The organism is Desulfovibrio sp. 7SRBS1, assembly GCF_049723905.1.
In the GTDB taxonomy this organism is placed as follows: Bacteria; Desulfobacterota; Desulfovibrionia; order Desulfovibrionales; family Desulfovibrionaceae.
Genome location: NZ_JBJKFD010000001.1, coordinates 3,417,435 through 3,431,592 on the forward strand (window position 1 = coordinate 3,417,435; position 14,158 = coordinate 3,431,592).

General features: G+C 57.7%; 6 protein-coding genes and 1 pseudogene. All 7 read left to right on the forward strand.

What is annotated here, in order from left to right; translation table 11 throughout:
* The first annotated feature begins 449 nt into the window (after window positions 1-449).
* Window positions 450-2,540 (forward strand): molybdopterin-containing oxidoreductase family protein, encoded by a 2,091-nt coding sequence (locus ACI0FJ_RS15310; protein WP_424304765.1) that lies wholly within the window; start codon window positions 450-452, stop codon window positions 2,538-2,540.
* 989 nt (window positions 2,541-3,529) lie between these two features.
* Window positions 3,530-5,824 carry a TonB-dependent receptor plug domain-containing protein gene (locus ACI0FJ_RS15315; RefSeq protein WP_424304766.1) on the forward strand — a complete coding sequence of 765 codons (2,295 nt, stop codon included), beginning with the start codon at window positions 3,530-3,532 and terminating at the stop codon, window positions 5,822-5,824.
* A 22-nt stretch (window positions 5,825-5,846) separates the two neighbouring features.
* Window positions 5,847-6,668: an SAM-dependent methyltransferase gene (locus tag ACI0FJ_RS15320; RefSeq protein WP_424304767.1), complete on the forward strand. Its 822-nt coding sequence runs from the start codon at window positions 5,847-5,849 to the stop codon at window positions 6,666-6,668.
* Window positions 6,665-8,113, forward strand: a complete 1,449-nt coding sequence (locus ACI0FJ_RS15325; RefSeq protein ID WP_424304768.1) for an APC family permease — start codon at window positions 6,665-6,667, stop codon at window positions 8,111-8,113. Before ACI0FJ_RS15320 ends, ACI0FJ_RS15325 begins: the two co-directional genes overlap by 4 nt.
* Window positions 8,114-8,487: 374 nt before the next feature.
* A complete protein-coding gene (locus tag ACI0FJ_RS15330; RefSeq protein WP_424304769.1) occupies window positions 8,488-9,552 on the forward strand; it encodes an ABC transporter substrate-binding protein in 1,065 nt (354 codons plus the stop codon).
* Window positions 9,553-9,557: 5 nt separating this feature from the next.
* On the forward strand, window positions 9,558-12,512 hold the full coding sequence (locus tag ACI0FJ_RS15335; protein ID WP_424304770.1) for a response regulator: 2,955 nt from the start codon (window positions 9,558-9,560) through the stop codon (window positions 12,510-12,512).
* A gap of 354 nt (window positions 12,513-12,866) precedes the next feature.
* Window positions 12,867-14,081 (forward strand): annotated as a pseudogene (locus tag ACI0FJ_RS15340) (IS5 family transposase); the annotation flags it as partial.
* Window positions 14,082-14,158 lie beyond the last annotated feature (77 nt).

Sequence of the window (14,158 nt, forward strand, 5' to 3'; positions counted from 1 at the left end):
CCAACCCCTTTCAGTTGATTTCCTCTACGGAACCCACGGCGGGTATATGGCCTCCCATTAGGCGGCACGCCGGGACCTGCTGAAAAAAGCGTTGTCGTGTAGTTCGGCAACATCATGGGAACAGGCCGTGTGTCAAAGAAATCCGACCATGTGATATGTTTCACAATATATCTGCTTTTCAATAGGCCATATAGCATAAAATTGAGCCCACAGCAGTTCTTTTTTTCACATGGCCGTGCTACGGTTGCTTTCCAGATGGCTGACGGGGAATTAAATGTGAAGATCCATTCTTTATATTGTCTGTGCGGCGCAGGGTGGGGCCCAAAATGCGTTCGCCGGGCAAGGAAAATTCGAGGGCCAAGTCCGGGGGAGGTCTCTGTTTGCGTCTCTGCCATGGGCGGTGGCAAGGCGTGGAGTTCGTCAGATTCAGTAACAATGGAGCATATCATATGAAAAAGCGCGTGTATTCCGTTTGCGGCATGTGCACGGTTCGTTGTCCCATTGAAGTCGAGGTTGATGACGGCAAGGTCGTGGCAGTGCGGGGCAATCCGCATGCGTCCGGGCTGCAGGGCTCCCTGTGTGCGCGGGGAGCGGCAGGGCCTTCGCTTCTGTACGACGACGAGCGCCCGCAGACACCGCTTATTCGGGAAGGCGCGCGCGGCGAAGGGAAGTGGCGCAAGGCCACCTGGGACGAGGCGCTGGATTATGTGGCGGAAAAGATGAACGCGATACGGGCCGAATATGGCGACCGTTCCGTGCTGCTTTCGGACCGGGGCGGTCCGTTCCGCGACCTGTACCGGGCCTTTTTGCGCGGCATCAATACGCCCAACTACTGCAACCACGATTCTGCCTGCGCGCGCAATGTGCAGCACGGCGCACTTTCCGTGATGGGCGCGGGGCGCAAAAGCGTGTGCTACGACCTCAAAAACGCCAAACACGTCGTGCTCCAGACCCGCAACATTTTCGAAGCCATCAATGTGAAGGAAGTCAACGACCTGATGGATGCGCGGGAAAACGGGTGCAAACTGACGGTCATCGACGTACGCGCCAACGTCAGCGCGTCCAAGGCGGACAACTTCTTCATGATCCGTCCAGGAACGGACTATGCGTTCAACCTTGCCGTCATCCACACGCTGCTGAACGAAAATCTGTACGACAGCGAGTACGCGGAACAGTTCATTCAGGACCTGGACGCGCTGCGGGAATTCGTAGCCGGGTATACGCCCGAGTGGGCGGAAAAGGAGACTGGCGTAGCGGCGGAAGGCATTCGGGATTTTGCCCGTCAGCTGGCCGAGGCGGCTCCTTCGGTTATCTGGCATCCGGGCTGGATGAACGCCCGCTACGGAGATTCATTTTTCCTGTCGCGCACCGCATACATCATCACCTCCCTGCTGGGGGGTATTGGGGCGAAAGGCGGGTTGCCCTTTGCTTCCAAGCCCGGCGACGTGGGGCAAAAGGGGCTGGTCTCGTTCATGGACATGTACCCCAAGCCCGAGGAAAAGCGCGTGGACGGCGTGGGCTGGCAGGAAGGACGGACACACTTTGACGGGGGGCCGGGGCTGGTGAACCTTGCCTACGAGGCCATTGCCACGGGCGACCCCTATCCCATCAAGGCCTACATTGCGCAGCGGCACGATCCGCTCATGGCCTTTCCGGACAGCGCGGCCTTGAAAAAGGTATGGGACAATCTGGACCTTTTGGTTTCAGTGACATTTTCCTGGTCGGATACGGCCTGGTATTCGGACGTGGTCCTGCCGCTGTCCATGTATCTGGAGCGCGATTCCATCATTGCCACCAAGAACGGCCTCAAGCCGTACTTTTTTGTGCGCCGCAAGGCCGTGGATCCGGTGTACGATTCCAAGGCCGAATGGGAAATCTACACGGAGCTGGCCCGGCGCATGGGATGCGAAGAGCTGGGAGGGCTGAAGACCATTGAGGACGTCTGGAAGTATCAGCTGCAAGGCACGGGACTGACCATTGAGGACTTCGACGCCACAGGCATGGTTACGCTTGCCAACGAACCACGCTATCTGGCTCGGGAAGACTTCAAGTTCAAGACCGCGTCCGGCAAGTTGGAAATGATCTGTCCCGGTCTGGAAAAGGACGGGCTGGTCTCGCTTAAACCGTACGAGGCTCCCGAAGCCGTGCCGGAAGGAAAGTTCCGCATCACCTTTGGACGCTGTGCCGTTCATACCCAGGGCCATACCGTGAACAACCCTCTGCTCAACGAAGTCATGAGCGAGAATGTGTTGTGGATCAACGCGGCAGTGGCGGAAGAGCTGGGTATAGACGACGGTGAGTATGTTCGGGTGGCGGCGAACGGACACTCCGGCCGTATCAAGGCCTTTGTGACGCCGTTCATCCATCCCGAGGCGGTCTTTATGATCCACGGCTTCGGCCATACCCTGCCGGTGGAAAGCCGCGCCTGCGGAAAGGGCGTTGCCGACAACGAGCTGATGCCCGGCGGCATAGCCCGGTGGGACAAGGCGGGCGGCGCCATCAGCATGCAGGAGAACTTTGTGACGGTCTCCAAGGAATAAACTGGCAGGCGGCCGAGAAAGGGGGATAGCTTCGTTGCTTCGAATATGACAAACCCTCGCGTACGGAAGAAGTACGCGTCGGTCTTGTCATATTCTTGCGCCCACAGAGTCATTTGGGCCTCCCCTCTTTCTCGGCTGTCTGCCGTGCTTTTTTGTCGTTGGCATGTCTGGCGGGATGAAAGCACAGTTTGGGAATCCTGGTCCGGGGCGGATAGCTGCGTTGCTCTGAAATGGTCTTTGGGGCTCTGATTTTTGGGAGTCGTTTTTCATATTGGGGAGTAAATCTTTCAAAGTGAAGGCCGTGCTTTTGGGCACGGCCTTTTCTTATGCGGCCTCAGGTCAAGCCAGTGCCGGTGCCGGACTGTGTTTTTACAAAACAAGACTGTAGTAGGCTGCGAATTTTAACGCTTTATTTACATTCTTTTTACGGTCAATTAGCGGAAACACTATTGATTATGAATATTATTTTCAATATTGTGCTGCTGGCTTCAGCCCGAAAAGATTTATAATTGTTTGATATTTCGAGCTAATTATTGATCAGTTGCCCCCTTGTGCCGGGGGGGAATTCCCTTGCAGAAAATGGATTATAGGAAAAAACATTTGAAGGGCAGAAAAACACCCCTTTTAACATGTTTTTCTATTCTGCCATTCAAAAGCAGTGTGTCGTGTGGCACCACAGCTGATTTATGACGCGAATACATTGTATTCGTATTTTAATACTCTGATAATATGGAGAAAGTTGAAAAATATGAATCTTTTAAATAAAAAACAAAAATATATTGACGCTTATTCACTCTTTAAAGTTTTTCTATCTTCAATAAAAAATTGCAATGATGCGGTATTGTATACGTATTATTTTGCGCACTGCGTTTTGTGGAACTGTATATAGGCACATGTGAATGTGCCGCAAGATATGATGTATGGAAGAGTATAAAATATATCCATATGTCAACACCCCATGTTCCACAAATATCTTGAGGAGGGTATGCGTGAAAAACTTGAATACTGTATGGAAAGCATATTGCTGCATCTCATCAGCTGCACGTACTTTGCCAACTCATGTTCGACGGACCGCTTTTTCTGCGGCTGTTTTGTGCCTTTTGCTCAATGGGTTTACTGGAATCTCCTCTGCCCATGCCGCGGAAGGGCAGGCAACGGCTCGCCATGCATTCTCCATAGAGTCTGGAGAGTTGCAGCCAGCCCTGTCCGCTTTTGCCGAACAATGCGGCATAACCCTTACGTATGCTCCGGGGCTGGTTGACGGGCTGCGGACCAAGGGGCTCCACGGAGAGTTTACTGTTTTGGAGGGGCTGCAGCGCCTGCTGTCCGGAACGGGGCTGCGGGCCGGAGACTTGGAGAGCGGCACGCTGCCGCTTGTTTCAGAGTCTGCTCTGCCCGGGGAAACGGCTGTTCTGCCGACGGTGCGGGTGATGGGCAACGCCATGGATACCCATGAAATTCCCATGGAAACCGTGAAGCGCATCATGGCGAGGGACATGGCCGACGTATTCCGCAACGACCCGTCCGTCATCGTTGGCGGCGGAGCCCGTAACTCACAGCGGATATACGTCCGGGGCGTGGACGCAACCAACCTGAACGTCACCATAGACGGTGCCAAGCAAGGGGCAAGCCTGCACCAGCACTTCGGAGACATGGGCTCCCTGGACCCGTCGCTTCTCAAGCGGGTGTCGGTGCAGACGGGATCGAGCGCGGATGCGGGACCCGGAGCCCTGGGCGGCAGCATTCGTTTCGAGACCGTGGATGCGCAGGATCTGCTTGGTCCGAAAGAGACGCTGGGCGCTTCCATCAACGGACAGTACGGCAGCGTGGATAATTCCTGGCTTGGCGGTGCCACGGCCTACGCCCTGTTCGACGACACCTACGGCGTTCTGGCCCATTTTACCGGCCTGGACCGGCGCAATTACCGGGCCGGAGATGACGGCGGCGGCAAGGTGGAGAACACGGCGGGTGACAATTACGATTACTTCCTCAAATTGAGCATGCTGGACCATGCCGGGCAGAGCCTGCGCCTGAGTGCGGAGCATATGACGGAATCCGGGAGCTACATTTGGGGAGGGCAGGGGAGCGACTTTGGCTACAGCGGCCCGGCCGATCCCATGTACGTAACCACGGAACGCACCAGCCTGGTGGCCGACCACCGCTACAATCCGGAGAATCGTCTCATCGATTCCCGCATCAACCTCTACTACAATGTAAATTCCGTCGATAACTCGGATTTGGATTCAAAATACAACTCCGACACGCTCGGCGGCGACGTCCGCAACACGTTCCATCTCACCTTTGGCCAGGTTGCGAACGACCTCACCACCGGTGTGGACTCGGTATACGAGGAACGCATTTCCGACGTCTCGGGCGACAAGACCAACAACGGGTCGTACAACGTCGGCTTTTATCTGCAAAACCGTATGAGCTACGGCCCGGCCCGGCTTTCCTTTGGTGCACGCCTGGACAGCTACGACGCCGAATTCGGCGAAGAGAGCACGTCCGGAAGCCGTCTTTCGCCCAACATCGGCCTGGAATTCGATGTGTTCCCCGAACTGACGGCCTTTGTCGACTACGGCGAGGCCGTGCGGTCCACCGGCATTCTGCCTGGTTCCTGGATGGCCAACATCAATGCCAATACCAAATTCAACGTCGATTCCCCCGAAGTCTCGAAGCGCTACGAGGGCGGGCTGCGGTTCAACAAGTCCGATCTCATTGTGGAAAAAGACAACCTGCGGGCCGAGTGGACCTACTTTGACTCCCGGCTGGAGAACGTCATCACGGCCATTGGCGGCAGGGGCGGCGTGGTCCGGGAAATAATGAATTCCGACCCGCTCTCCAGCAAGGGCTGGGAAGCCCGCCTCGGCTGGGGATACGACGACAAGTTCAATACTTCCCTTGGCTATACGCACGTCATCACCCGGGACGATGACGGCGACCCCGTCTCGGTCACCCGGCGTCTTGCCGCGGCCGCAGGCGACCGGATGGTCTGGGATAACCGCGCCAGCTTCCTGGAGAACTGGACCTTTGGCTACACGCTGACCTACGCGGCCCGGCTGACGGATGTGCCGGACGGCGAAGAAGAACGTCCGGGCTACGTGCTGCACGGCGTGCAGGCGGAATGGACACCGGGCGCCGTACCCGGGCTGACGTTGTCGCTTGCCATCAGCAACCTGTTTGACCGTGCATATTGCGAACAGACCAGCATTGCCGACAGCGACGGCTATGTGCGCGAAGAGCCCGGCCGTGATGTACGCCTCGGCTTTGCCTACCGTTTTTAACCCCAATTGAAGGAGATTCCAGATGATGGAAACAGTAACACGGGCAGTGGCCACGCTCTGCCTTGCCCTCCCCCTGCTTGCCTTTTCGGCGGCAGCCTCTGCCGGGGGTACGGGGCACCTGTACCTGGTCGGCATGGGCGTCGGCGACAGGGACAATATGACGGTCCGGGCGGTCAACGTCCTGAAACAGGCGGATGTGGTGTTCGCCATGCGGGGCATGCAGAAGCAATATGCCGACATGCTTGACGGCAAGGAAGTGCATGACGCCGGACACGGGCTGTACGCTTCCTTCGGCCATCGCGGCAGCGCCAAGGCTGCCAAGGCCCTGGCCCGGGAAAACCGGGAAATCATCCGCCAGGCAGTGGCCGAAGGTAAAACCGTGGCCATCATCGACGGCGGAGATCCCATGGTCTACGGCCCGCACACGGGCTACCTGAAAGAGTTCGCCGACCTGCATCCCGAGGTCGTGCCCGGCGTGTCGAGCTTCAATGCGGCCAATGCAGCCCTTTTGCGGGCGGTTACCAGCGGCCATGCCAGCCATTCCGCCATTCTGACGGCGGCCATGGGGGCCAAGGAAGGATATCAGGGCAAGGATACCCTGGCCGAACTCGCCAGGTCGCAGTCTTCCATGGTCTTTTTTACCATGGGCATGGACCTGCCCGAGGTGGTCCGGCAGCTTCGGGCGCACTATCCTGGGGATACGCCCATCGCCATCGTTTCCTACGCTGGGTACCGCTCCAAACAAAAGGTGCTGGAGGCCACGCTGGATACCGTCATCGAGAAAACCAGCGGTGGCAAACTGCCGTTTGAACATCTGATTTATGTCGGAGACTTCCTGAAATGAGGCAAAGTGCGGCGAACACAGGGGGCCTCAAGCGCGAAATAGGGCTGGGCTCGGCATTGATTCTGGTTATCGCCAACATGGTGGGAACGGGCGTGTTCACCACATCCGGCTTCATCATGGCGGAGCTGGGCAGTGCACAGGCCCTTGTGCTCTGCTGGCTTGTGGGCGGCCTTTTCGCCCTTACCGGCGCCCTGTGCTACGCCGAACTGGGGGCGATGATGCCCCACGCGGGCGGGGAATACTATTACCTTCGGCGCACCTTCGGGATGCTCCCCGCGTTTTTATCGGGCTGGATTTCCCTGATTGTGGGGTTTTCCGCCCCGATAGCCGCCGCGGCCATCGCGTCCGCCACCTATCTGCTGGGAGGCGGGCGCGAGCCCTGGTTCACTCTTGAATGTTACGGCCGGACGGTCTGCGTACTTTCCCCGGCCACGCTGCTGGCTATCGGCATGGTGGTAGCGCTCTCGCTTGTCCATTACCACAGCCTGCGGCTCGGGCGCCGCGTACAGAACGGGCTGACCCTGTTCAAGATAGGGCTCATCCTTTTGTTTTCCGTGGTCGGGCTCTGGCTGGGAGAGGGCGACGTATCCCGCATGGCCGACGTTTTTCACGCCGGGGATGCGCCGCTGTTCAGCGGAGGATTTGCCGTGTCCCTGATTTTTGTTTCATTTGCGTATTCCGGGTGGAACGCGGCCGCCTATCTGGGTGGGGAAATCAAACGGCCGGAACGGAACGTGCCGCTGGCTCTGATTGGTGGAACCGTAGTGGTCACGGCCATGTATCTGCTGTTGAATTTCGTCTATATCTATGCATTGCCCGCGGAGGCCATGCAGGGGGCGCTGGATTTGGGGGTGCGGGCCGGAGATGTTCTTTTCGGCTCCGGATTCGGCAAGGCCATGGGGGTGGCTATCGCCTTCGGCCTGCTCTCTGTTATCAGCGCCATGATTATGGCCGGGCCCCGGGTTTATTACGCAATGGCCTGCGACGGCGTGTTTTTTCGGAACATCTGCCGGATTGATGCCGGTGGGCACACGCCGGGGCGCTCCATCCTGCTGCAAGGAGGGCTGGCCGTGGTGATGATCGTCAGCACGACGTTCGAGACGTTGTTGGCCTATATTGGGTTTACCCTGGCATTGTCGTCCATGTTGACGGTCTGCGGGCTTATCAAGCTGCGTCTTTCCGCTCCTGAAATGCCGCGCCCCTACCGCACGCTCGGCTATCCCCTTACCCCGCTGCTGTTCATCGGCGGCAACGCCTGGATTGTGGTGCATTCGCTGCTCTGTCAGCCTTTGGCCGGGGTGTACGGGCTGGGTACCATCGTCCTTGGGGCGTTGTTTTACCGGCTGCTTATGCCCGCCGGGGAGGAGCAGCCGGGCTGGAAGGCCGGGCCGCCGGAACAGGTGGGCGCCGCAGGTGGAGACGGTTCCGGCACACGGCGGGGCTAGGCGGGTGGCACCATCAGCATGCAGGAGAACTTTGTGACGGTTACAAAAGTGTAGCTCTTCGCTCCTTTTCGCCAAGTGACCGGGCAACAACAGGCGGACAGGCAGCCCCCCAGAATGATCAAAGGGGCTGTCTGCCCGATTGGTCATTCTGGGGGGCTGCCTGCTGGCCCGCAAGAGAGTGTCAGTTTTTGTGTTCGGTAGAGCCATTGCGTTCGTGTCGGCAATCCGAACCTCCCGTCAGGCCCTTGGTTTTCAGGGGCTACCCGGCGCTCTGCCGTCCGGAATAAAAATCCTTTTGTTTCAAGATTGTTAAATATAATATGGCTCCCTACTCTGGTTCGCGTACTTTAGTCGCGAACCAGAGGAGGGGCTTTATGAAACATCTTTTTTTAAGGCTATTTTTCCTCGCGGTTTTCATCCTGGCGGTCGGATCGGCCGAACAGGGGAATGCCGCTTCCAAAAAACTGCACAAGGTATTCATTCTCCATAGTTACGAACGCGATCATGTTTGCGGCGGTCCCCAGCATGACGGTGTTGTGGAGGCGTTGGCAGCCAACGGTTATGTGGCGGGCGGAAATTTGGACATAGAAGTCTATGCCATGGATACCAAACAGCGCAACAACACGCCCGAGCTCATCAAGCGCGAGGGGGAAAAAGCGCTGCGCAAGGTTTGGGCCTATGGGCCGGACGTTTTGGTTACCCTGGACGATAACGCCTTCCGCGAGGTGGGGTTGAAATTTGCCGGTACCAACACCCCGGTTGTCTTTTCGGGCATGAACGCCCAGCCGGAAGATTACCAGACGACTCCGCCCTGGCTGGACAGCCGGGCGCATCCCGGGCACAACATCACCGGGGTTTATGAAAAACTGCATTTTGTCGACGCCATCCGGGTGCAGAAGAACATCATTCCCGGTTTGAAAAAGGTGCTTGTTTTTACGGACAACTCCCCCACGGGCAAAGCGATTTTCAAGCAGATAGAGCTTGAGATGCAGCAGGAAACGGTGCCCTGTCAGGTGGACGTGTACGTGGCTTCCTCGTGGGAAGATTATGTGGAAACATTGAAAAAGGCCTGCCTGGACCAGGACGTGGGCACACTGTACCCTGGGGCGCTTTTACTGAAGGACAAGGCAGGAAAGACCTATACGGCCAAGGAAATTTTGGGCTATACCGTGAAGTATTGCAGCAAGCCTTCCATTCCCGTGAACTACGGGTTTGCCGAGCTGGGCGTCCTGGGGGGCGCGGGGGTCGACTTCAAGGACATGGGCCGTCAGGCCGGAACGCAGGTCGCACGAATTCTAAACGGAGAACGGGCCGGAGATTTGCCCATAGAGGACACCAGGCGCTACGCCCTTGTCTTCAACATGGCGCGCGCGGCCGAACTCGGCATCGTCATTCCGCCGGATATCCTGCTTGCCGCCGATGAGGTCTATACGGATTAGGACGCATGTACAAAAGGTTCAGGAAACCGCATTTCGCATCCGTGGTCGGACTGGCCGCGGCAAGTCTCGCACTTGCCTCTGCTGTTCTGGTCTGTATTGCCCTGTACAATTCCTTCGGCACCCGGCTTTCCGTGGAGTTCGAGGACAGGGTTGCGGCGCGCGGCGGCGAGGTGGGGCTCACCATACGCAGCCGTCTGAGCGAGGCGCGTTCCCGGCTTTCGGAAATGGCTCTGGACAACACGGTGCGGGTTACACTGATGCTTGGCGTGGACTCGCAGCTGGACGAACAGATTGCCCGGTACACCAATATGATGCCGGGCACTTCTTTTTTCATCTCCCGGCTTACGGACAACAAATTGTTCGGCAATGTGCAGGATTCCGCGCGTATTCAGGTGGCCCGGGACATTTTGGACGGCAAGGTGCGTCCGGACAGGGTGCAGCAGGATAAGCGCGGCCGTTTTTACGTGGCCTTTAAAACGCCTGTGAGCCGGAGAACCAGCATCCTGGGCATGGCCGTCTGCGTCTTTGACCTGCGCGAGGCTCTGGCCGACTCCACGGGCCTGCGGCAGAAGGGTGAACGTATTTTCGTTGCGGACGGTCCTTTTTTGAGTGATCCGTTTACCGGGGAAAAAGTGCCCGGCCCCACCCGCATTTCCGGGCACGATCCGCGAAAGGTACGGGTGGACAACGAACCCGGCCTGTTGGTCGAGGCCCTCCCCCTGGCAGACTTTTTTCTTTACAGCCCGCTTTCGCCGCTTATTGCCACCCGCCACGAAATGCTTATGCAGGTCGCCCTGCTGACCGCACTGATCTTGTTGGGGAGCCTGGCGGTTTCGTATTTCTGGACGCGCAAGATCACCCGCCCCCTGAGGATCATATCCTCCCACGCCCAGGCCATTGCCGAGGGCGGCGGAGCTTCTGCCATGGCGGGCGTGGAAACGCCCTACCTGGAAACCGAGTACCTCAAAAAATCTTTGGTCTCCATGCTGGAGAATCTGCACCGGGCCGAGCAGAAGGCGCGGTATCAGGAGCTTTTCCAGAATGTGGGCGATATGGTCTGCATCCATGACGCGCAGGGCAATTTTTTTGAAGCCAACGACCTGACCTACCGGCTGTTCGGCGTGGACAAGGACGCCTTCACCAAGATGTCGGTCTTCGACGTCATCCCCAAGGACCAGCACGCAGCAGTCCGCCGCACCTTGGACCGAATGCCGGAGACGGCCTCGGTGCAGACCCGGATTATTCTGGCGTCCGGACGGGTGCGCGAGGTGGAGGTCAATGCCCGGCGCATCATTTGGGAGGGCGGGCAGGCCTATCTGGGCGTGGTGCGCGACGTGACCGACCGCAACAAGGCCGAGCGCGAAATGGCCACGGCCCGCAGGGACGCCGAGCAGGCCAGCCGGGCCAAAAGTGAATTTCTGGCCAGCATGAGCCATGAAATCCGTACGCCGCTCAACTCCATTCTGGGCATGGCCGATCTGCTCTGGGAAACCGAATTGTCGCAAGACCAGCGGCATTACGTGAAGATTTTCCGAAATTCCGGTGAGCTGCTACTGGGGCTCATCAACGGCATTCTCGACCTCTCCAAGGTGGAGGCCGGACAGATGGTGCTGGAATCCGCCGCCTTCGATCTGGTCTCCGTGGTGGAGCAGGTGGCCCGCATCATGGCCGTGAACGCCCATAAAAAGGGGCTGGAGCTGTCCTATCATGTCTCTCCGGACGTGCCGCGCAAGGTGGTGGGCGACTCGCACCGTCTGCAGCAGGTTTTGGTGAATCTGCTGGGCAATGCGGTCAAGTTCACGGAGCGGGGCCAGGTGACCCTGCACGTGGAGCACGACCCCATGCAGGAAGACCCAGGCGGCATATTGTTCATCATCTGGGATACCGGCGTGGGCATTCCGCCGGACAAGACCGAGCTGATTTTCGGCAATTTTTCCCAGGCCGATTCGTCCACCACCCGCCGGTTTGGCGGAACCGGTCTGGGGTTGGCCATTTCCAGGCGTCTTGTGGAGCGCATGGGCGGCAAGATCCGCGTGGAGAGCGAGCCGGGCAAGGGCACCATGTTTTCCTTTACCGTCACCTTCGGGTCTGCGGTCAACGAACCCGTGGTGGAGCAGGGAAGCGAGCTGCTCAAAGGGCTGCGCGTGCTCATTGTGGATGGCGACAGCATGCACAGGCGCATGGTCCGGCGCAATCTGGACAGCTGGGGCATGATCTGCTCGGAAACTTGGAATGGCCGGGAGGCCGTCTCCATGACGGGCGATGCCGCCTCCCATGGGAAGGCCTTCGACCTCTGCTTCATCAACATGTGGAAGCATTGCAGCGAAGGCCAGGACCTTGCCGCAAAACTCTTGGAGGTTTCGCCCCTCCTGCGTATCTACGCTCTGGTGAGTTCGGAATACGACGGCCAGAGCTGCATCGGGGGATTCAGCGGCTGTCTGACCAAGCCACTGGTGGAATCGGAGGTGCGCAAGGCCGTCTCTTCCACGTTCTTCGGCATTGTCCAGCCGCCCTTGGAAGCGGACCCGGAAAAGGCTCGGGTTCTGCCTCCGGCCGAAAAATCCGTGCGTATACTGCTGGCCGAGGATTCCGAGAACAACCGCATGCTGGTGGAATTCTTCCTGAAAAAATTGCCCTGCAAGATCGACGTGGCCGAAGACGGAGAACGGGCTTTTGAAATGTACACCGCCAATAAGTACGATGTGGTGCTTATGGATATTGAAATGCCCAACAAGGACGGCTACTGGGCCACGCGTTCCATACGCGAGTGGGAAACAGACAACCTCCGCTTCCCGATCCCGATCATTGCCCTGACAGCCAATGCCTTCCCCGAAGACCGAGAACGCTGCTTCGATGCCGGATGCACCGACTACCTGAGCAAGCCGGTGAAAAAGAAGGTCCTGGTACAGGCCATATCCAAGGCCGTGGGCATGGACCTTGAGGCAAAGATGGAGAAGTAGGCGGGAACAAGTAGGCGGGCGAGATGGGGGAAGTGAGTTTTTGAAGAATTGGAGGCCGATGTGGCAAATGCGCGTCGGTTTTTTGTTGGGGGGGAGCGCCTGTGCTATGAGGGAGTCTAATGGGGTGTGATGGCTTTTATGATTAGCTAAAGTTGATTTCATTAATGTTTTGTAGTGAAAATTGGTCGATTTTCAAGTTTCGCAAGACAGTTGATAAATAGTCGGGCCTGAAATATCTCTAGTGGATTGATTTTTATTAACAATTCTCCTTGTACAATGTAGTATTTTCGACCAGAGAACGTTGTGAATTCGTATAAAACCGGTCGAAATGATGCAGCGAATGGCGGGAGAATCATGAGGGCAAAACCCAAAAAACAGCCGCAGGGTACGTTCCTTTACCCAGACCTTCTGGACCAGCTCAATCCGAAGGCTCCGCTCCTTCAATTGGCGAGGAGAATTCCCTGGGGGCGATTCGAGGAGGAGTTCGCCGGACTCTACAGCGACCAAGGTCGGCCAGCCAAGCCGCCCCGGCTAATGGTCGGGCTGATGCTGCTCAAGCAGTTGGAGAATCTGAGCGACGAACGGGTCGTGGAGGCATGGACGCAAAATCCCTACTACCAGGCGTTTTGCGGTATGACCGAGTTCCAGTGGAAGCTGCCTTGCGATCCCACGGATTTGATCTATTTCCGCAAGCGCATTGGCGAGGACGGGGCACGACTGATTTTCGAGGTCTCCGTGGAACTGCACGGTGATGACGCCAAAGAACGAGAGATCACGGTGGATACCACGGTCCAGGAAAAGAACGTAACCTTTCCTACCGACCTGAAGCTTTTGACCAAAGTCATCGAGGGCTGCCGTAAGATCGCGGACAGCGAAGGCGTCGGTCTACGCCGCAGCTTCAAGCGCACGCTCCCCAAGCTTCGGCTGAAACGGATGAAGATGGCCAAAAAGGCGAGGAAGATGCGGACAATGGCTGGTGCCTTGATCCGTGAACTCCGGCGCAAATTGCCGGGCGAAGCCCTGGGCCGCCACCAGGAGCGACTTGACCTGTACGAGCGGGTCAAGGACCAGAAACGAAGCGACAAGAATAAGGTCTACAGCCTACACGAACCCGATATTCTCTGCATCTCCAAGGGTAAAGCGCACAAGCAGTACGAGTTCGGGCGCAAGGCGTCCATCGCGGTCACAAAAACTACGGGTATCATCGTCGGCGCGATGTCGTTCAACGAGAACGTCTACGACGGCCATACGTTGCCGGATGTCCTCGAACAGTGTTGGGAGGTCACCGGGGTCTGTCCGTCCATGGCGATCTGCGACCGAGGCTACAGGGGCCTGAATCAGGTCGGTGACACGCAAATCCTCATCCCAAAGCCTCCGAAGAAGAAGGACACACCGTACCAGCGCCTTATGGCGCGGCTCCGCTTCCGCCGTCGGGCGGCTATCGAGCCGGTGATCGGCCATCTCAAACACGATCACCGCATGGCCCGGAGCTATCTCAAGGGCGCGGTCGGCGACGCCATTAACTTGTTTATGGCCGCAGCGGCGTTCAACTTCAGGAAGTGGATGCGGAAAATCGGAGAGTTTTTTGCGCTCTTGGCGTTTCTGCTCCTCGGCAAAGACTCAAGCCGACGGCTGGCGGAAAATGT

What these genes read in the sequence shown, in the direction of transcription:
- ACI0FJ_RS15310 (WP_424304765.1), top strand. Translation starts at nt 450, where the DNA reads ATGAAAAAGCGCGTGTATTCCGTTTGCGGCATGTGCACGGTTCGTTGT.
- ACI0FJ_RS15320 (WP_424304767.1), top strand. Translation starts at nt 5,847, where the DNA reads ATGATGGAAACAGTAACACGGGCAGTGGCCACGCTCTGCCTTGCCCTC.
- ACI0FJ_RS15325 (WP_424304768.1), top strand. Translation starts at nt 6,665, where the DNA reads ATGAGGCAAAGTGCGGCGAACACAGGGGGCCTCAAGCGCGAAATAGGG.
- ACI0FJ_RS15330 (WP_424304769.1), top strand. Translation starts at nt 8,488, where the DNA reads ATGAAACATCTTTTTTTAAGGCTATTTTTCCTCGCGGTTTTCATCCTG.
- ACI0FJ_RS15335 (WP_424304770.1), top strand. Translation starts at nt 9,558, where the DNA reads ATGTACAAAAGGTTCAGGAAACCGCATTTCGCATCCGTGGTCGGACTG.